14 protein-coding genes are annotated in these 19,667 nt (G+C 70.1%); 6 read left to right on the top strand and 8 right to left on the bottom strand.

Going from position 1 to position 19,667, the window contains the following annotated elements; translation table 11 throughout:
- The first annotated feature begins 42 nt into the window (after positions 1 to 42).
- The 3 genes from paoA to paoC are packed head-to-tail and all read left to right on the top strand — an operon-like array spanning position 43 to position 3,823.
- Positions 43 to 678: an aldehyde dehydrogenase iron-sulfur subunit PaoA gene (paoA, locus tag AC0IZJ_RS15810; protein ID WP_471851523.1), complete on the top strand. Its 636-nt coding sequence runs from the start codon at positions 43 to 45 to the stop codon at positions 676 to 678.
- Complete coding sequence (locus AC0IZJ_RS15805; protein ID WP_471851520.1) at positions 675 to 1,625, top strand: FAD binding domain-containing protein; 951 nt, start codon at positions 675 to 677, stop codon at positions 1,623 to 1,625. Before paoA ends, AC0IZJ_RS15805 begins: the two co-directional genes overlap by 4 nt.
- Positions 1,625 to 3,823, top strand: coding sequence for an aldehyde oxidoreductase molybdenum-binding subunit PaoC (paoC, locus tag AC0IZJ_RS15800; RefSeq protein ID WP_471851516.1), 2,199 nt, complete (start codon positions 1,625 to 1,627; stop codon positions 3,821 to 3,823). The genes AC0IZJ_RS15805 and paoC overlap by 1 nt, the downstream gene beginning before the upstream one ends.
- Positions 3,824 to 3,862: 39 nt before the next feature.
- On the opposite strand, the gene AC0IZJ_RS15795 is transcribed toward paoC, so the two are convergent.
- On the bottom strand, positions 3,863 to 4,990 hold the full coding sequence (locus AC0IZJ_RS15795; RefSeq protein WP_471851513.1) for a lactonase family protein: 1,128 nt from the start codon (positions 4,988 to 4,990) through the stop codon (positions 3,863 to 3,865).
- 112 nt (positions 4,991 to 5,102) lie between these two features.
- On the opposite strand from AC0IZJ_RS15795, the gene AC0IZJ_RS15790 reads away from it, so the two are divergent.
- Together AC0IZJ_RS15790 and AC0IZJ_RS15785 are read left to right on the top strand one after the other, a co-directional pair.
- A complete protein-coding gene (locus AC0IZJ_RS15790; RefSeq protein ID WP_471851510.1) occupies positions 5,103 to 8,192 on the top strand; it encodes a ligand-binding sensor domain-containing protein in 3,090 nt (1,029 codons plus the stop codon).
- Positions 8,189 to 9,973, top strand: a complete 1,785-nt coding sequence (locus AC0IZJ_RS15785; protein ID WP_471851507.1) for a response regulator — start codon at positions 8,189 to 8,191, stop codon at positions 9,971 to 9,973. The genes AC0IZJ_RS15790 and AC0IZJ_RS15785 overlap by 4 nt, the downstream gene beginning before the upstream one ends.
- A 22-nt stretch (positions 9,974 to 9,995) precedes the next feature.
- On the opposite strand, the gene AC0IZJ_RS15780 is transcribed toward AC0IZJ_RS15785, so the two are convergent.
- Positions 9,996 to 11,798, bottom strand: coding sequence for an ABC transporter transmembrane domain-containing protein (locus AC0IZJ_RS15780; protein WP_471851504.1), 1,803 nt, complete (start codon positions 11,796 to 11,798; stop codon positions 9,996 to 9,998).
- Positions 11,795 to 12,937 (bottom strand): DegT/DnrJ/EryC1/StrS family aminotransferase, encoded by a 1,143-nt coding sequence (locus AC0IZJ_RS15775; protein ID WP_471851501.1) that lies wholly within the window; start codon positions 12,935 to 12,937, stop codon positions 11,795 to 11,797. The genes AC0IZJ_RS15780 and AC0IZJ_RS15775 overlap by 4 nt, the downstream gene beginning before the upstream one ends.
- Before the next feature lie 156 nt (positions 12,938 to 13,093).
- Between AC0IZJ_RS15775 and AC0IZJ_RS15770 the strand changes: the two genes are divergently transcribed.
- The gene (locus tag AC0IZJ_RS15770) at positions 13,094 to 13,615 is read left to right on the top strand and encodes a DUF1579 family protein (protein WP_471851499.1); all 522 of its coding nucleotides are present in this window, start codon (positions 13,094 to 13,096) and stop codon (positions 13,613 to 13,615) included.
- A 22-nt stretch (positions 13,616 to 13,637) separates the two neighbouring features.
- On the opposite strand, the gene AC0IZJ_RS15765 is transcribed toward AC0IZJ_RS15770, so the two are convergent.
- The 5 genes from AC0IZJ_RS15765 to AC0IZJ_RS15745 form a co-directional block, all read right to left on the bottom strand.
- A complete protein-coding gene (locus AC0IZJ_RS15765) occupies positions 13,638 to 14,675 on the bottom strand; it encodes a lipocalin-like domain-containing protein (RefSeq protein WP_471851496.1) in 1,038 nt (345 codons plus the stop codon).
- Positions 14,672 to 17,224: an ABC transporter permease gene (locus tag AC0IZJ_RS15760; protein WP_471851493.1), complete on the bottom strand. Its 2,553-nt coding sequence runs from the start codon at positions 17,222 to 17,224 to the stop codon at positions 14,672 to 14,674. The genes AC0IZJ_RS15765 and AC0IZJ_RS15760 overlap by 4 nt, the downstream gene beginning before the upstream one ends.
- Positions 17,225 to 17,842: 618 nt before the next feature.
- The gene (locus tag AC0IZJ_RS15755; protein ID WP_471851490.1) at positions 17,843 to 18,496 is read right to left on the bottom strand and encodes an ABC transporter ATP-binding protein; all 654 of its coding nucleotides are present in this window, start codon (positions 18,494 to 18,496) and stop codon (positions 17,843 to 17,845) included.
- Positions 18,493 to 18,702 (bottom strand): type II toxin-antitoxin system antitoxin, encoded by a 210-nt coding sequence (locus AC0IZJ_RS15750; protein ID WP_471851487.1) that lies wholly within the window; start codon positions 18,700 to 18,702, stop codon positions 18,493 to 18,495. The genes AC0IZJ_RS15755 and AC0IZJ_RS15750 overlap by 4 nt, the downstream gene beginning before the upstream one ends.
- Before the next feature lie 10 nt (positions 18,703 to 18,712).
- On the bottom strand, positions 18,713 to 19,597 hold the full coding sequence (locus AC0IZJ_RS15745; protein WP_471851484.1) for an SPFH domain-containing protein: 885 nt from the start codon (positions 19,595 to 19,597) through the stop codon (positions 18,713 to 18,715).
- Positions 19,598 to 19,667: the final 70 nt, after the last annotated feature.

The following is a 19,667-nucleotide window of genomic DNA, read 5'->3' as shown; positions in this document are numbered from 1 at the left end:
CACGCCACCTAGTCTGCCCAGCTAGCCAGCTTGGAGCCAGCCATGGACGATGGGTACGGATGTCTTTCACGCCGGGACGTGCTGATCGCCAGCGCCGGCACGGCCACGATCTCGGTGGCCGGCGCCGCGGACGATGCCCCGCCGGCCCTCGGCAGCCCGCCCGGCACGAGGGCCCGGCTCACGCTTGAGATCAATGGCAAGCCGCAGACCGTCGACGTCGACACGCGCACGACGCTGCTCGACCTCCTGCGCGAGCAGCTCCACCTCACGGGCACCAAGAAAGGTTGCGACCACGGCCAGTGCGGCGCCTGCACAGTGCTGCTGGACGGCCGGCGCATCAACAGCTGCCTGATGCTGGCCGTCATGGCGCCAGGCGCCAAGGTGACCACGATCGAGGGCCTCGGTACACCGGGCAAGCTGCACCCGCTGCAGGCGGCCTTCGTGGCCAAGGACGGCTACCAGTGCGGCTACTGCACGCCGGGCCAGATCTGTTCGGCCGTGGGCATGCTGGACGAACTCCAGCGCGGCATGCCCAGCCATGTGACGCCTGACCTGGCGGCCAAGCCGCTGCTGTCCGCCGAGGAGCTGCGCGAGCGCATGAGCGGCAACCTCTGCCGCTGCGGCGCTTACTCCAACATCGCCGAGGCCATCACCCAGGTTGGCGGAGGCGTGGCATGAAAGCCTTCACCTTCGAGCGCGCCCGTACGCCGGCCGAGGCCGCCGCCGCCGTGGCGCAGCGGCCGGATGCCCGCTTCATTGCCGGCGGCACCAATCTGCTGGACCTGATGAAGCTGCAGATCGAGGCGCCGACGCATCTGGTGGATGTGAACGCGCTGGGCCTGGATCGCATCGACGAAACCAGGGACGGCCTGCGCATCGGCGCGCTGGTGCGCAACAGCGACCTCGCTGCCGACGCAGCCGTGAAGCGCGACTACCCCGTGCTGTCGCGCGCATTGCTGGCCGGCGCCTCGGGCCAGTTGCGCAACCGCGCGACGACGGCAGGCAACCTGTTGCAGCGCACCCGCTGCCCGTATTTCTACGACACGGCCCAGCCCTGCAACAAGCGCCAGCCGGGCAGCGGCTGCTCCGCACTTGGCGGCGTGACACGCTCGCTGGCCGTCATAGGCGCCAGCCCGAGCTGCATTGCCACCCACCCGAGCGACATGGCCGTCGCGATGCGCGTGCTGGACGCCCAGGTCGAGACGGTCAAGCCCGACGGCCAGACGCGCCGCATCCCGATTGCCGACTTCCACAAGCTGCCGGGCGACACGCCCCACATCGAACATGCGCTGGCGCATGGCGAGCTGATCACGGCGGTGCTGCTGCCGGCGCCGATTGCCGGCGTGCACGTCTACCGCAAGGTGAGGGACCGCGCGTCCTATGCCTTTGCGCTGGTGTCCGTCGCGGCCATCGTGCAGCCTGACGGCACGGGTCGTATCGCCTTCGGCGGCGTGGCGCCCAAGCCCTGGCGTGTCGAGGCGGCGGAAGGCTCGCTGGGCAAGGGCGCCCAGGCCTTCGCGGCGCAGGCGTTTGCCGGCGCAAAGCCGACCGACGACAACGCCTTCAAGCTGCCGCTGGCTGAGCGCACGCTCGCCGGCATCCTCCAAGCTGCAAAGGCGACGTGATGCGATTCGACCAACCCGCCACCACCAACGCCATCGACCAGGGCAAGGTCGTCGGCAAGCCCACGCCGCGCATCGACGGGCCGTTGAAGACCACGGGCACGGCGCCCTACGCCTACGAACACCACGATGTGACGGCCGATCCGGCCATCGGTTTCGTCGTCGGCGCCGGCATCGCCAAGGGCCGCGTCAAGTCCATGGACGTGACGGCCGCTCGCAAGGCGCCGGGCGTGCTGGCCATCGTGACGGCCAAGAACGCGGGCAAGCTCGGCAAGGGCAGCAAGAACACCGCCAAGCTGCTTGGCGGCCCGGAGGTGAGCCACTATCACCAGGCGTTGGCCGTTGTCGTCGCCACGACCTTCGAGCAAGCGCGTGCAGCCGCCGCGCTGATCGACATCCGTTACGAGGCCACGCCCGGCCGCTTCGATCTGGCCGCCGCCAAGCCGAACGCGCCGATGGCCAAGGGCGACGGCATGGGCGGCAAGGCGCAGACCCAGGTGGGCGACTTTGAAGGCGCCTTTGCCAAGGCACCCGTGCAGCTGGACGCGACCTACACCACGCCCGACCAGGGCCACGCCATGATGGAGCCGCACGCGACGCTGGCCGCCTGGGAGGGCCGGAAGCTGACCGTGTGGACGGCCAACCAGATGATCGGATGGGCCGTCGAGGACCTGGCCAAGACGCTGGGCATCCCCAAGGAGAACGTGCATGTGAAGTCGCCCTACATCGGCGGCGGCTTCGGCGGCAAGCTCTTCCTGCGCGCCGACGTGTTGCTCGCCGCCCTGGGTGCTCGCGCCGTGAACCGGCCGGTCAAGATCGCGCTGACGCGACCCTTGATGTTCAACAACACGACGCATCGGCCAGCCACCATCCAGCGCATCCGCATCGGCGCCGACAAGGATGGCCGTATCAATGCGATCGCGCATGAGAGCTGGTCGGGCGACCTGCCCGGCGGCGGGCCGGAGACGGCCGTCGCCCAGACGCGGCTGATCTATGCCGGCGAGCATCGCCTGACCGCCATGCGCCTGGCCGTGCTGGACCTGCCCGAGGGCAATGCGATGCGCGCGCCGGGTGAGGCGCCCGGCATGATGGCGCTGGAGATCGCCATGGACGAGATGGCCGAGAAGCTGGGGCTAGACCCCATCGATTTCCGCCTGCGCAACGACACCCAGGTCGACCCGGAGAAGCCGCAGCGGCCTTTCTCGCAGCGCCGCCTGGCCGAGTGCTTCAAGCTGGGCGCCGAGCGCTTCGGCTGGAACAAGCGGAACGCCAAACCGGCTCAGGTGCGCGAGGGCCGCTGGCTGGTGGGCCTGGGCGTGGCCGCGGCCTTCCGCAACAACCTGTCCATGAAGTCCAAGGCCCGCGTGCGCATCGACGGCGAGGGCCACATCGTCGTCGAGACCGACATGACCGACATCGGCACCGGCAGCTACACCATCATTGCCCAGACCGCCGCCGAAACGATGGGTGTGCCGCTCGACCGTGTGCGCGTGCGGCTGGGGGATTCGGAGTTCCCGGTGTCCTGCGGTTCAGGCGGGCAATGGGGCGCCAACAACTCCTGCGCCGGCGTGTTTGCTGCCTGCATGAAGCTGCGCGGCCTGGTGAGCGCAAAAGCGCAGCTGGGCGAGGACGCCGCCTTTGTCGACGGCGAGGTGCGCGGCGGCGGCAAGGCCGTGCCGCTGGAATCCTTCAGCGGCCTCGTCGCCGAAGACGGCATCGAGTACGGTGACCTGGACAAGCGCTTCCAGCAGTCGACCTTCGGCGCGCATTTTGTCGAAGCGGCGGTGGACGCCTTCACCGGCGAGATCCGCGTGCGCCGCATGCTGGCCGTGTGCGCGGCAGGCCGCATCATCAACCCGACCTCGGCGCGCAGCCAAGTCATCGGCGCGATGACGATGGGCGTCGGCGCGGCGCTGATGGAGGAGCTTCAGGTGGACACGCGCCGCGGCTTCTTCGTCAACCATGATCTGGCCGGCTACGAAGTGCCGGTGCATGCCGACATCCCGCACCAGGACGTGGTCTTCCTCGACGAGACCGACCCGACCTCCTCGCCAATGAAGGCCAAGGGCGTGGGTGAGCTGGGCATCTGCGGCGTCGGCGCTGCGGTGGCGAACGCGGTCTACAACGCCACCGGCGTGCGCGTGCGGGACTACCCCGTCACGCTGGACAAGCTGCTGAAAGGGCTGCCGTCGGTGGTTTGATGCGCGGGACGCTCGCGCGTCGCCAGGCTGCTCGCCGGCTCAGCGCCGCATGAATCGCACGTAAGTCGGCCGGTCAACCGCCGCCTCGCCGGCGGTGCGTGACAGCGTGCCGCGTTCGGGGTCGATGCGAAACACCGTCACATTGCCGCTGTTCTGGTTGGCCGCCACCAGCAAGCGCCCGCCGGGGACGATGCCGAAACTGCGGGGCGTCCGTCCGCCGGTGCTCGTCGCCTCGACGAAGCGCAGCGAACCGTCCTGCGGGTCGATGGCGAACACCGCGATGCTGTCGTGCCCGCGGTTGGAGACGTAGAGGAATTTTCCGCTCGGGTGCACCAGCGTCTCGGCCGTGCTGTTGCCTTCGGACGTGGCCCCCGCCGGCAGGCTGGAGAGGACCTGAAAGCTGTTCAGCGCGCCGGTGGCCGGGTCCATGCGGTAGGCAGCGACGCGGGACGTCAGCTCCAGGTTGACGTAGACGTCGCGGCCGTTCGGGTGGAAGGCGAGATGGCGCGGGCCGCCGCCGGGTTCGGTGCTGGCGAAAGCCGGCACGTTGGGCGAGAGCCGGCCGCTCGCCGCGTCCAGCCGGTAGATGACCACCTTGTCCAGACCCAGATCGGGCACGTAGGCGCGGGTCCGCGTCGGGTCAGGGTAGATGCCGTGCGGGTGCGGCTCCTTCTGGCGCTGCGGGTTCACGCTGGAGCCTTGGTGCTGGACCGTGGAGGCGGCGGGCCCCAGGCTGCCGTCGTCGGCTATCGGATAGGACGCGACGTTGCCGCCGTTGTAATTGGCCAGCATCAGCACGCGCCCGCTGGCGTCGACAGAAACATGGCAGGGACCGTTGCCACCGGAGGGCCGGGTGTTGAGCAGGGTCAGGCTGCCGTCCGGCTGCACGGCGAAGGCGGCGACCTCCTCCTTCCAGGCACCGTCTGCGGCGCGGCCTGCCGCGACCGAGTACACGAGCGGCTTGCTCGGATGCATGGCCAGGAATCCCGGGTTGCCGATGGCGGCAGCCAGCCGAGGCGGCGAGAGCGCGCCGGTGGTCTCGTCGAGGGCGGAGACGTAGATGCCTTTGCTCGTACCAGCGGTGTCGGTGCCGAAATAGACCAGCGTATCGGCGGCGGCGGCAATGGGCAGCATGGCGGTGATCAGTGCAAGGGCGAGTGATTTCATGTGCGGCAGTTTGTCTTAAGCCGCGCCATGCGCCGCACACGATGTGAATCCACCCGGCCGGGCACCTTTCGCGCTACGCTGCCCGCGTGCCCCAACGGTAAAGGGATGCCCTGTGCGTTCACTGCAAGGCCAGCGTCAAAGCGTCGTCGTGCCGGGCCTGCTCGCGGCAGCGGCGCTGCTGGCCTCGCCGGCTCCCGCCCTTGCACTCGATTCGCCCCCGCATGCCTCCCAGTACGCGCACACCTCCTGGACAGCCCGGGACGGGGCCTTGCTGGGCCTCGTCTTCGCGATGGCACAGACGCGCGATGGCTATCTCTGGGTGGGCGGGTCATTTGGCATGTTCCGCTTCGATGGCCTGCGCTTCGTTCCCTGGCAACCGCCGAAGGGCCAGTCGCTGCCAGACAACCCCTATGCGCTGCTGGTGGCCCGCGACGGAACGCTCTGGATCGGCACCTTCAATGGGCTGGTCAGCTGGAATGGCACCGAGCTGACCCGGTATCCGCAAATCGCCAGCGGCTTCGTGACGTCGTTGTTCGAAGACCGCGACGGCACCGTCTGGGCCGGCGTGCTGGCGAACCCGGGGCGGCTGTGTGCGGTTCGCGCGGGGCAGGTCGAGTGCACCTCGCAGGAGGGCGGATTCGGCCAGTTCGTGTGGAGCCTGGCCGAGGACGGCGCGGGGGCGCTGTGGGTGGGTGCGGAATCGGGCCTCTGGCGCTGGAAGCCCGGGCCGCCCCAACGGTTCGAGACGCCCGGCATGCGCGTGGGCGACCTGAGCACGACCGTCGATGGGGAACTGTTGGTCGGCATCCGTGGCGCAGGGCTGAAGCGGTTCGCTGGCGACCGGTTGGCGGCTTATCCAATGCGCAGCGCCGCCAAACCCGACGGCTGGCTCTCTGACAGCGCCATCAAGGCGAACAAGTTGCTGCGCGCCAGCGATGGCGGGTTGTGGGTCGGCACCGAAGGCCAGGGCATCGTCCATCTGCAAGATGGCAGGGCCGACCTGTTCAACCGGGCGGATGGCCTCTCGGGCAATATCGCCTGCAGTCTTTTCGAGGATCGCGAGGGCAACATCTGGTTCGGCAGCGAGAAGGGATTGGACCGCTTCCGCAAGCTGCCGGTCACCACCATCGCAACGTCACAGGGCCTGCCACACTCAGCAACGAGGGCTGTGCTGGCGACCACGGACGGCAGCGTCTGGGTGGCTACCGACGATGGCCTGGCCCGTTGGCGCAAGGATGCGAGGCCTGCCGTCTACAGGGAGAGCGACGGGCTTCCGGATGCAAAGGTGCAATCCCTCTACCAGGACGCTGGCGGACGGCTCTGGGCCGCCACGGGCCGCGGCCTGGCCTACTTCGAGTCCGACCGCTTCGTCGCCGTCAGCGGCTTGCCTGCGCAGGAGGTCTATTCCATCACCGGCGACGCGGCCGGCGACCTCTGGCTGTCGGGACAGAAAGGCCTGGCACAACTGCGCAAGGGCCGGCTCGTCGAGAGCCTGCCGTGGGCCGCGTTCGGCCGGCAGCAACAGGCCAAGGTCATCGTCGCGGATCGAGGCGGCCTGTGGCTGGCCTTCTGGCAGGACGGCGGCGTCCTGTATGTCAAGGACGGCAAGGTGCAGGCGACCTACACACCCGAGCAAGGGCTGGGCGCGGGGCATGTCGCCGGCCTGCGGCTGGACGCCGACGGGGCCGTGTGGGCGGCCACGGAGAAGGGCGGCCTCAGCCGGATCAAGGATGGCCGCGTCACCACCCTGACCGTCGGCAGCGGCATGCCCTGCAACACGGTTCACTGGTCGACCCTGGATGACGACGGGTCGCTGTGGATGCATGCGTCCTGCGGGCTCGTGCGGGTCATGCGCGACGACCTCGCGGCCTGGATCGCCGATGCCAGCCACCGGGTCACGCCGAAGGTCTGGGGCGCCGCGGATGGCGTCCCGCTCCTGGCCTTCACGCCGGCCTACTTCAATCCCCCCGTGGCGAAAGGCCCGGATGGCAAGCTCTGGTTCGTGTCGGGCGCCGACGTCCAGGTGATAGACCCCGCTCACCTGCCATTCAACCCGCTGCCGCCGCCGGTCCACATCGAGGCCCTGGTCGCCGACCAGAAGCCCTATGCCGTCGCCAACGGCCTGGCGCTGCCCGCGCGAGTCCGCGACATCACGATCGAGTTCAGCGCGCTGAGCCTTGTCGATCCGAAGAACACGCGCTTCCGCTACCGGCTGGAAGGGCACGACAACGATTGGCAGGATGCCGTCGACCGGCGCCAGGCCACCTACACGAATCTGTCGCCGGGAAGCTATCGCTTTCACGTCAAGGCCGCCAACAACAGCGGCGTGTGGAACGACGAAGGCGCGCAGATCCAGTTCGCTATCGCGCCGGCGTTCTACCAGACGACCTGGTTCCGCCTGGTCGGCGCGGCCCTGCTCATCGGCCTGGCCTGGAGCGGCTTCCAGCTCTGGCTGCATATGCGGATACGGCGGCTGCATCGCCAGTTCGAGGCGAGGCTGGATGCGCGTGTCGCCGAGCGCACGCGCATCGCCCGCGATCTGCATGACACGCTGTTGCAGCACTTCCACGGCCTGTTGCTGCAGTTCCAGGCCGCGTTCAACCTGCTGCCGGACCGGCCACATGAATCGAAGCAGGTCCTCGCCAGCGCCATCGACCGGGCGGCCGAAGCGATCACGGAGGGCCGCGACACGGTGCAGGGCTTGCGCACCTCGGCCATGGAGACGAACAACCTCGCGGACGCCTTGCGGGCGCTTGCCGAGGACCTCGCCAACGAGAGCGGCCATGCGGCATCGGCGCATGTCGAAGTGCAGGGCAGGCCGCAGGCTCTGCACCCGATCGTGCGCGACGAGACCTTCCGCATCGCCGGCGAGGCGCTGCGCAACGCCTTCCACCATGCCGACGCAACGCATGTCGAAGTCGAGATCCTCTACGACGCACGGCAGCTGCGCGTGCGGGTGCGTGACGACGGCAAGGGCATCACCCCGGAAGTGCTGCGCACGGGCGAGAAGGAAGGGCACTACGGCTTGAGCGGCATGCGAGAGCGCGCCGAACTCGTCGGCGGCACGCTCACCGTCAGCGGCCTGGACAAGGGGACGCAGGTGGAATTCAATGCTCCCGGGTCGCGGGCGTACAGTAAACCCACACCCGCCAGATCGTGGTTCTTCCACAGGAAGTTGGCGCCCAGCGAGATCGGCGAATGAGCGAAGAACTGACCCGCATCCAGGTTCTCTGCGTCGACGACCACCCGATCGTGCGCCAGGGTATCGCGACGCTGCTCGCCGTGGAACCGGACATGGCCCTCGTGGCCGAAGCAGCAAATGGACGCGAGGCCATCCAGCAGTTCCGCGCGCACCGCCCGGACGTCACGCTGATGGATTCGCAGATGCCCGGGATGAGCGGGCTCGATGCCATCGGCGCGATCCGGGCCGAGTTCCCCGACGCCCGCATCATCGTGCTCACCACGTATGCCGGCGACGCGCAGGCGCAGCGCGCGCTGCAGGCCGGCGCTCGCGGCTACCTGCTCAAGAACGCCCTTCACAAGGAGCTGCTCGACGCCATCCGCGCCGTGCACGCCGGCCGCAAGGCGCTGCCCTCGGAAGGCTCGTTCGAACTGGCCGAGCAGGTCACGGCGGAGTCCCTCACGTCGGCAGAGATCAGCGTGTTGCGATTCATTGCCCAGGGCAATGCCTATCCCGAGATCGCCAGGGCGCTCTCACTGAGCGAGGAGACGCTCAGAAGCCAGGTGCAAGGCATCCTGTCCAAGCTGGACGCCCAGGACCGCACCCATGCCGCGATGGCCGAACTCAAGCGCGGCATGGTCCAGACCGAGCGCGCCGCCCGGCATGCCGCAGAGGCGGCCAACCGCGCGAAGAGCGAGTTCCTCGCCGGCATGAGCCATGAACTGCGTACACCGCTGAATGCCGTGCTCGGCTATGCGCAGTTGCTGACCATGGAGGGTGGCCTGAGCCAGCGGCAGGCGCGCGGCCTGGACACCATCCACCAGAGTGGCCAGCACCTGCTGGCCTTGATCAACGACATCCTTGACCTGGCGCGCATCGAGGCCGGCCGAACGGAGCTCAGCCCGACGGCGGTGAGCCTGTCCGACCTCCTGCAGACGGTGGTGGACCTCATGCGGGTGAAGGCCGACGAGAAGCGCCTGGCCTTCGCGTTCGACGCCGCAGACGGGCTGCCCGAGGCCGTGCTGGCCGACGAGCGCCGGCTGCGTCAGGTGCTGCTGAACCTGCTGGGCAATGCGATCAAGTTCACCGACGACGGCACGGTCACCTTGCGCGCGTGCGCCGAGCCCAAGGGCCCGGCGCAGGTGCTGCTGCGGCTGGATGTCGAGGACACCGGCGTCGGCATGCGGGCCGAGGACATGGAGCGCATCTTCAAGCCCTTCGAGCAGGTGGGCGACGTGCAGCGCCGCAGCGGCGGTACCGGGCTGGGCCTGGCAATCACCCGCGCACTGGTGAACGACATGGGCGGACAGGTGCAGGTGAGCAGCGAGTTCGGCAGCGGCACCCGCTTCCGCGTGGAGCTGCCTTTGCCGGTGGTGCAGCCGACGCAGGCTCAACCCCCGAAGGCAGCCGAAGTGGCGCGCTATCCGGGGCAGCCGCGTCGTGTGCTGGTCGTCGACGACGTGGCAGCGAACCGCACGCTGATGTGCGACTTTCTCACCAACGCCGGCTTCGAAGTGGCGCAGGCCAGCGACGGCAGCCAACTGTTGCCGACGGCAAGGAGCTTCCGGCCGGATCTGATCCTGATGGACAGCGTGATGCCGTCCATGGACGGCGTGGAAGCCACGCGCCATTTGCGGCAGGATGCGGAACTGAACGCGGTGCCCGTGATCGCCATCTCGGCCTCGGTGACCGCCGAACACCGTGCCGCCTGTCTGGGGGCCGGCGTCAACGTGTTCTTGACCAAGCCCGTGTCCCTGGAGGCATTGCGGGCGCATATCGGCGAGCTGCTCGGGCTGGACTGAAGCCCCTCGCCGAGGGTTGCGCTCAGGCCGCTTGCGTGTCGGCCACCAGCCCGAACTGCATCGCCGCCAGCTTGGCGTACAGCCCGCCGCGCGCCACCAGTTCGTCGTGCCGGCCGATGTCGACGATGCGCCCGGCATCCAGCACGACGATGCGGTCGGCCTTCTGGATGGTCGCCAGCCGGTGCGCGATCACGAGCGTCGTGCGGTGCTGCATGGCCGCTTCCAGCGCCGCTTGCACGACGCGTTCGCTCTCGGCATCCAGCGCGCTGGTGGCTTCGTCGAGCAGCAGCAGCGGTGGGTTCTTCAGCATGGCGCGGGCGATGCTGATGCGCTGGCGCTGGCCGCCGGACAGGCGCACGCCTCGCTCGCCCAGGAAGCTGGCGTAGCCCTCGGGCAGCGCGCGGATGAAGTCGTCGGCAAAGGCGGCCCTGGCTGCGGCGATGACCTCGTCGTCGCTGGCGCCGGGCCGGCCGTAGCGGATGTTCTCCATCGCCGTGGTGGAGAAGATGACGCTGTCCTGCGGCACCAGGCCGATGTTGCCGCGCAGTTCAGCCAGGCTCAGGCTTTGGGTGGGCACGCCGTTCAGGCGGATGACGCCCGACTGCGGGTCGTAGAAGCGCAGCAGCAGCTGGAACAGCGTCGTCTTGCCCGCGCCGCTGGGGCCGACGAGGGCGACGGTCTCGCCCGGCTCGATGGTCAGTTGCACGTCGTGCAGCGCCGCGCTCAGCGGGCGGGAGGGGTAGTTGAAGCGGATGCCGTCGAACTCGACCCGGCTGCCACCGGTCGTCGCGGGCAGCGCCGTCGGCTGGGCGGGGTCGGCCACCGGTGAGCGGGCTTCCATCAGCTCCACCAGCCGCTCCGTGGCGCCGGCGGCGCGGAGCACGTCGCCCCACACCTCCGCCAGCACGGCCACGCTGCTGACGAGCAGGGTCACGTAGACGACGGTCTGCCCCAGGTGGCCGGCGGTGATGTGGCCGGCGATGACGGCCTGCGTGCCCTGGTACAGCCCCCACAACATGGCGCCGAAAACGGCGGTGATGATGAAGGCCACCATGAAGCTGCGGATGCGCGTGCGTTTGCGCGCCGTGTCGAAGGCGGCCTCGCTGGCGGCCGCGAATCGCTTCGCTTCGGCGCCTTCCTGGGTGTAGCTCTGCACGACGGTGACGGCATTCAATATCTCGGCGGCGATGGCCGAGGTATCGGCGACACGGTCCTGGCTGGCGCGCGACAGATTGCGCACGCGGCGGCCGAAGTACAGCACCGGCGCGACGATGAGCACCAGCATGCCCAGCACCTGGCCCATCACATAGGGATTGGTGACGATCAGCATGACCAGTGCGCCGATGCCCATGACCGTGTTGCGCAGGCCCATGGACAGGCTGGAGCCCACCACCGTCTGCACGACCGTGGTGTCGGTCGTGATGCGGCTCAGCACCTCGCCGGTCTGAGTGGTCTCGAAGAACTCGGGGCTCTGGCGCAGCACGTGGGTGTAGACGGCATTGCGCAGGTCGGCCGTGACGCGCTCGCCCAGCCAGCTGACCATGTAGAAGCGCGAAGCCGAGAACAGCCCCAACGCCACGCCCACGCCGAACATCGCCAGGAAGTGCTCACGCAGCGCCATTAGCCGCTCGCCCGGGTTGGCGGCGCCGAAGCCGGCGTCGATGAGGCCGCGCAGCGCGATGGGGAAGGCCAGCGTGGCCAGCGCCGCCAGCACCAGCAGCACCAGCGCCAGCGCGATGCGGCCCCGGTAGGGGCGCAGGAAGGGCGCGAGGCCGCTCAGGGAGCGGGCCTGCTTGGAGGCGGGTCGGTCGGTCGTGGAACTCATGAGGTGAGGTTGTCTGTCAGAACGGCGCAGGTGCGGGCCAGCATCGCGCCGTCAAGGTCCTGGTGGCAAAGCAGTTGCAGCACCTGGCGGCGCCAGCGGGCGCCGTGGTCGTCGTGGAAGTCGGGCACGCCGGGCCAGACGCGGTCCCAGCGGAACACGGCGCAGCCGGCGGCGCGCAGGGCGGCGTAGGCGGCGTCGGCCCGCTCGGCGTCATCCACCCACAGCGGCATCACGTAAGGCGCGGCCTGCACGGGCAGGGCGCCGAACAGCGCCCGGGCACCAGGCAGGTTCTGCGTGAGGCGATACAGCGCTTCGTAGTGGGCGCGGCGGCGGGCGACGACGCGCTGGCGCGGCAGGCCGAAGAGGCTGTGGGTCAACGCGGGCGGCGCCTGCTCGCTGCGGGCGAGGTCGCACTCGGCCATCATTTCGGCCTCGTTCATCTGGCGCGGCGTGCCGGCAGAGGGCGCGCGCGGCGGGCCGTTTTTCAGGCGGAAGAGGGCGCTCAGCGCCGTGTTCATGCCCGTCAACCGGCCCTGTTCGCTGCCGCGCTCCAGCAGGTCGACCCATGCCTTGACCTGCTGCCTGGCGCCGGCCGGCTGCAACGCCTGGGCGGGCAGCGGCTGGGCCGAAGCCAGCAGCCCGCCCTCCGACACCGGGAAGAACTTGGACACGCTGGCCGTCGCCAGGTCGCCCCAGTGGCCCACCGGCCGCTCGCCGGCCTGGCCGAAGAAGCTGTGGGCGCAGTCCTCCACCAGCGCAATGCCGCGTGTGTCGCACCAGGCGCGCACGGCAGCGAGCGAGCGCGGCAGTCCGAAGAGCTGGGCCACGACGAGGGCGCGCGTCCCCGGGGCCGGCGTGATCGCATCCAGCGCCGGCAGGCCATCGGGCCCGAGCGGATAGAACTGCACGCTGGCAGCCGCCGCACGCAGCGGTGCCACCAGGGTGGGGCAGTGGTAGCTGGGCGCCAGCACGCTGTCGCCTGCCTGAACGCCGAGCGCCTTCATCGCCGCGAACAGCGCCGCGCGGCCGCTGGTGAGCAGCCGCTGGTGGGGCAGGTCGTCGACGGCGGGCAGGCCGGCGGCGCGGTGACCGCCGAGGTTGTCCCAGCCAAAGGTGGGGCGGGTGGGTTGTCGATGCATCGGGCGCGAATTAGAACCTGCCCTGCGCGCCGGGCGCCCGCCCTGTGCCCCACAAGCGGAGCGAGGACGCGGGACGCCGGCCGGTGCGCCGCCGCTACGATCACTTCGCTGGACGCCACCGAATGCGTGCCAGCGCTTCCATCTCAAGGAGATCACATGGGCAACGAGGCGTTCGCGCGTTCCGCCACACCGGGTGGTGTGCACCATCGGTTGGCCGCCATGGCGGGCGACTGGGAAGGTCGCTTCCGACTGTGGTTCCAGCCCGGCGACCCGGCCGAGGACTCGGTGCAACGCGGTTCCATCCGGCTTGTCGGCGGTGGCCGTTTCCTGCTTCACGAGTACGAGGGCGGATGCGGCGGCGAGGCCATGGAAGGCGTCGCGCTGTGGGCCTACCACCTCGACGAGAACGCCTTCGAGTGCGCCTGGGGTGAAAGCTTCGGCACCGGGACGTCGATCATTTTCAGCACCGGCCGCTTCGAGGACGGGCGCTTCGGTGCGCTGGGCAGCTATGGCGCCGGCGGCGGCTCGGCCGAGCGCTGGGGCTGGCGCACCGAGCTGTCGCAACCCGACGCCGAGCACCTGGACATCCGCATGTTCAACATCTCGCCGGCGGGAGAGGAAGCCCTTGCCGTGGAGGTGAACTACCGCCGCGCGCCGCTGTCGGCCGCGCTGGATTAGTGGCGCCAGCGCGCCAGGCGGCCTACAGCATCGGCGGCCGGCCTGCGTAGCCGGTCAGCTCCAGATAGCCCCAGCCGAACTCCCGCCCCACCGCGTCCAGCAGGCGCGCAGCGCCCTCCCAGTAGACGAGCCCGCTGCTGCCACGCGCGTCGATCTCCTGCTCGTCGAAGGCCGCCACCAGACGCATCTCGCCGGCCGGGCTCTTCAGCCGCCACTCGACCGGGTAGCGCGCACCGGTCGCCGGGCTGGCCCAGTGCCGCGTCGCGGCCATCTCGACCTCGCCGGGACCGAAGCTGCGGTCGGGCTGGCCCGGCGTGCGCAGGCTGCCGCCCGCCCAGGCGCGGCGGCCATCCTTGTGGCGCAGCTGGAAGAGGGTCAACGCGCGGCCATCGTGCAGGTTGATGCCCAGCCAGTCCCAGCCGACCGACTCGCCCAGCACGCTGTCGCTCCATTCATGGTCCAGCCAGGCGCGGCCGGCCAGGCTGTGGCGGCGGCCGTCCAGCGTCAGCGCGGCCTGGGTCAGCAGTTGGGGCCGCGAGTAGTAGTGGCTGAACTGATCCGGGTCGGCGCCCTTGCGCGACAGGCCGGCGTCGCCCTGCAGCAGCGGCAGGTCCGCCGTGGCCAGCTCCAGTTCGAGGGCGAAGCCGGGTCCGCTGAATCGGGCGCGGTAGCCGGCTGTGCCTTCGCGCTTGAGGGTCCAGTCGCGCAGCTTGACATCGCAGTCGCCCACCGTCGCATGCACGGCACCGGGCAGGGCGCGCAGCAGGCGCTGGCCGTGGCGCTGCTTCTTCGCGGTGAGGTCGGACAGCGCCACATGGCCAAGCAGCAGCTGCTTGGCCGCCAGGCCGCTCGGATGGCTGGCCGCCGCCGGGCCCGGTAGGCGGAAGAACGTGAGCTGGTAGCCGAAGCGGGGCGGTGCGCCGTCGCGGTCGCCGAGCAGGCCGGTGAGGTACCACCACTCGATGGCCTGGGCCGGGTGGGCGCCGAAGTCGTGCGGGAAGTTGATCGCCGCCTGCGCCTGCAACGGCAAGGCGGCGAGCATGAGCGCGCGACGTTTCATGCGTCCTCTCTCACGGCGCGCACGGCATCGGGCCCGAGCGCGCGGCGCCCGGCCAACAAGGACGCGCTCACGGCAGCCGCAAACGCGAGGCCGACAAGCACGGCCAGCCGCGCGACGGGCAGGTGCATCTCCATGCTCCAGTGAAAGCTCTGCGGGTTGACGACAAACACCAGCACCGCGCTCAGGCCCAGGCCCAGCGCCAGCCCGGCCAGCGCACCGGCGCCGCCCTGCAGGCTGGCTTCGAGCAGCAACAGCCGCATCAGCGCGCGGCGCGACAGGCCCAGGTGGCGCAGCAGGCCGAACTCGCGCCGCCGCGCCAGCGCCTGCGCCGACTGGCTGGCGATGACGCCGAACAGCCCCACCGCCAGCGCCACGGCCTGCAGCCACAGCGTGATGGCAAAGCTGCGGTCGAAGATCTGCAGCGACAGCGTGCGCAGCTCACCGGCTGCGGCGGTGTCGATGTCGTCCGGCCTCGCCGCCGCCGCGCGCACGGCGGCGCGTGCCGCGTCGAGCGCCTGGCCGGGCGCGAGCCACAGCGCCGCCTCGGTCGTCACCGTGTCGCCGCTGGCATGGCGGTAGTCGTCCAGCGCCATCCACAGCGCGCCGCTCTGCCGCGAGTAGTCGCGCCACACGCCCTGCACCTGGAGCCGGGTCGTGCGGCCGCTGTCGAGCAGCTCGACGTTGATGACGCGGCCTGGCTTCAGCCCGTTCTGGTCGCGTGCCGCTTCGTTCACCCACACCGGCAGCGCGCCCGGCTCGGCCTTGCCCTGCCAGCGCTCCACCAGCGGCAGGCTGCCGACGTCCATGCGCCGCGCCGTTAGCGCCACCGGGTCGGCACCGGGTGCCAGCCGCGCGCGCGTGCTGCGTTGCGGTGCGCTGCGGGCAATGCCGGGCAGGCGCTCCAGCGCGCTCAGGTAGGCGGGTGGCAGCGGTGCGGGCGTGCCGTCGGGGCCGCGCAGCGCGGAGCGCACGTAGAGGTCGGCGGGCAGGGCGTGGTCCAGCCACCGCATCAGCGATTCGCGGAAGCTGCCGATCATCACGGTCATCGCCACGGCGAGGGCCAGGGCGACCAGCACGCCGGCCAGCGCGCGGCGCGCCTCGGTGGCCTGGTCGCGGCTGCGTTCGCGGGCCAGCAGCAGCAGGGGGCCTGCGGGTACGCGGGCGAGAACGGCCGTCATCCCGCGCACCAGCGCCGGCACCAGCGCCAAGCCGCCCAGCAGCAGGAAGAGCATGGAGAGGTAGGCAGCAATGGGCGTGTCGTTGAACACGGGCGGCAGCCAGGCCAGCGCGCCGCCCAGCACCAGCCCGCTGGCGCCCACCCAGGCCGGCAGCGTGCGCCCGGCCGGCAGGCCCAGGCCCTTGAGCACCAGGGCCGGCGCGATGCGGCGCACCGTCAGGGCCGGCGCCAGCGCAGCCACCAGCGCGGCGGCCAGGCCGAGCAGGCCGTAGAGCAGTGCAGGAAGAACCAGGGGTTGGCGCAATAGCAGCTCGGTGGACGAGCTGCCCGCGTCGTGCAGGCCCAGGTCGCTGCCCATCAGTTTGAGCGCACCTGCGGCTAGGCCGACGCCCAGTGCCAGGCCCAGCACCGTGCCGGCAACGCCGATGACCGCGCCCTCGGCCAAGATCAGCCGCCAGCGCATGCGCGCCGACACGCCCAGCACGCCCACCAGCGCCCATTGCGGCAGCCGCTGCGCGGTCGCCAGCGACAGCACGGCGTAGACGAGGAAGCTGCCGGTGAACAGCGCCATCAACGCGAGCAGGCCGAGGTTGATGCGGTAGGCACGCGTCAGGTCGGAAAGACGCGCGCCTTCGTCGTCGGGCGGCGTGGCGCGCCAATGCTGGGGCAGGGTGGCGGCCCAGGTGGTGGCGTCCACGCCGTCGATGAGCTGCACATCGATGCGGTCGAGCGCGCCGAGGCGACCGAGCAGCTGTTGAGCGTCGGCGATGTCCAGCACCGCCAGCGGCGTGTTGCCGGCGGAGATGCGCCCGCCGACGTTGAACTCCACATCACGCGGCTCGCCGCTGCCGGGCGGGGCGATACGCAGGGTGATCGTGGCCTGGCCGGGCGACAGGTGTTCTCGTGCGGCGGCGTTGAGGTGGACGGCCTGGCTGGCCAGCAGTTCGACCGGGCCGCCATCGACCTGCGGGATCAGCTCGGGGGCGAGTGGCTTGGCACTGGTGGCGGAGGCGAGCAGGGCGAGGGGGTCGATGCCGATGAGGCGGATCAGCAGCCCGCGGCCGTCGCGACCCGTTTGCCCGGTCCACAGGGCCTGGCTTTCCAGCACCGGGTTGGCGGCGGCGACCTCGGGGCGCTTGAGCAGGTCTGCGAAATCGGCATCGGTCAGCGGGCCGGAGCGGGCGCGCAGCACAAGGTCCGGCTGGCCGTTGACGCTGCGGGCGGCGCGGGTGAATTCGGTGAGGGCGGCGCCGTTGAGGAGGTGGACGCCGAAGGCGAGGGCGACGCCGAGCATCACGGCGACGATGGCCAGCACCACGCGGCCGGGTTGGTCGCGCCAGGTGGGCCATGTGAGGTGGCGCCAGAGGGTCATCGGGTGGGCTTCGCCGTTGCTGGCGGTTGTTGGCAAGGCCCATGCCGGGATTTCGCCCCGGCGGGCGAGTCACTTTCTGGGCCGCCAGAAAGTAACCAAAGAGCTCCCCCCTGACCGCCCCGCCCTTCGCTGCGCTTCGGGTTCCCTGTGGTACTCAGCCCCGAAGCCCCGCGCCGAACTCGCGCCGCTACGCTCTGCTCAAACAGGCGTCGCGAGTCAGAGCACGAAGCGCGCTGCGCGCGCGGGCTTCGGGTCTTCCGTTCCTCGGCGGGGCTAAAAGGGGGCATGCAGAAATACATCCACCACCCGGACTTCGGGTTTGGCTGTCGGCTGTTGCGGCTGTTCGGCTGTTCCGGGGCCTCCCCTTCTAAACCGCCGAGAAGCGCAGAAGCCCGGGGCGCGAGCGCAGCGAGCATCAACAACTGACTTCGCACCCCTTTGTTTGAACGGAGCGTAGCGAAGTGAGTTGGGTGCGGCCCCGGGCTTCGAGCATCGCAGGGGACCCGGCTCCGCCGGGCGGTTTCGCAGGGGAGAGCTTTTTGCTTACTTTTTGGCGGCGCAAAAAGTGAGTCGGCCGCCGGGACGAAATCCCGGCTGGGCCTTGGCGTCAACCCACCGTCAAGCCCCATGCAATCCACTCGCATCCAACCTCAACCGCCGATCAGCAGATTGCGCCGCCACCTCCGAATGCGTCACCAGCAGACACGCCGCGCCAACTTCATGAGTACAGCGCCGCAGCAACTCCAGCACCTCCACCGCATGCCTCGCATCCAGATTCCCGGTGGGCTCATCCGCCAGCACCAACCGTGGTCGATGCACCAAAGCCCGAGCAATCGCCACCCGCTGCAACTGCCCCCCCGACAACTGCCGAGGCATCCTTGCCGCCAAAGCCGCCAGGTTCACCGCCGCCAGCATCTCCGCCACCCGGCCATCGTCACGTTGACCCAGCAGCCGCAACGGCAAGGCCACGTTGTCCGCCACGCTCAGATGCGGCAGCAGGTGAAACGCCTGAAAGATGAACCCCAGGGACTCGCGCCGCAACGCCGACCGCGCCTCGTCGTCCAGCGGCCGCAGTGCCTGCCCGGCCAGCGTGATCGAACCGGCGTCGGCCTCGTCCAGCCCCGCCAGGCAGTTCAGCAGCGTCGACTTGCCGCTGCCCGATTCGCCCAGCAGCGCGACGATCTCGCCCGGCGCGAGTTCGAGGTCGATGCCGGAGAAAACCGCCACGTCACCGTAGGACTTGGCGAGACCGCGTGCGATCAGTGGGCTCATTCGCTGGCTTCGGGTTCATTGCGGGCCGCCACCGCGCGGCCCTTGGGTGGCGACAGTTTCACCCCACGCCGGCTCAGCGCCTCACGCAGCAACACCTCGGCCTGCGCATTGGCGCTGCGCAGCTCGGTCGCCGCGAGGCGCTCGACCTCGGCCCATAGCGCGGGGTCGACGCGCAGCGGGAAGGACTTCTTGTCGGGGCTGGCCATGCCAACAGCGTCAGGTGTACAGCGTGCCCGTGTTGACCACGGGCTGCGTCTCGCGGTCCGAGCACAGCACGACCAGCAGGTTGCTGACCATGGCGGCGCGGCGCTCGTCGTCCAGCACGACGATGTCGCGCTCGCTCAGGCCCTTGAGCGCGGCCTCCACCATGCCGACCGCGCCTTGCACGATCTTGCTGCGGGCGCCGACGATGGCCTCGGCCTGCTGGCGGCGCAGCATCACCTGGGCGATCTCGGGGGCGTAGGCGAGGTGGCTGATCTTGGCGTCGAGCACGTCCACGCCGGCGTCGGCAAAGCGGGCCTGCAACTCGGCACGCAGAGCCTGCGCCACCGCGTCCTGGCCGCCGCGCAGCGTCACCTCGCCGTCATCGACCTCGTCCGCATGGTCATAGGCATAGCAGGCGGCCAGGTGGCGGATGGCGGCCTCGGCCTGCACGCGCACATAGCCTTCGTAGTCGTCCACCTGGAACAGCGCCTGCGCCGTGTCGCGCACCCGCCAGACGACGACGCAGGCGATCTCGATGGGGTTGCCGCGCTGGTCGTTGACCTTGAGCACCGGCGCGTTGAGGTTGCGGTCGCGCAGGGAGACGCGCTTCTTGATGGCCAGCGGGTTGGCCCAGCGCAGCCCGGCGCCGCGGTCGCTGCCCGTGTAGGCGCCGAACAGCGTCAGCGCCGCCGCCTGGTTGGGGTTGAGCATGTACAGGCCGGCCATCACGAACAGCCCCGCCAGCATGAGCGGGACGCCGTAGAGCGGCAGGCCGCGGGTCAGCACCAGCGCGCCCAGGCCCGCGATGGTGAGGCCGACGAGGGCCATCAAATAGCCATTGCCGGCGCGGGCCGGGGTCTCGGTCACGACGGTGCGCGAGGGGGAGTGATTGACCATGGCTTGACCTGTCTCAAAAAGTGAATCAAAGTGATATCACTCTAGCAGGGTTTGAAAGCGATGCAAGAGG

It is taken from the genome of Roseateles sp. AC306 (genome assembly GCF_979253795.1).
The sequence above is the reverse complement of the archived record's forward strand: the minus strand, read 5'-3'. Positions and strand labels throughout refer to the sequence as shown.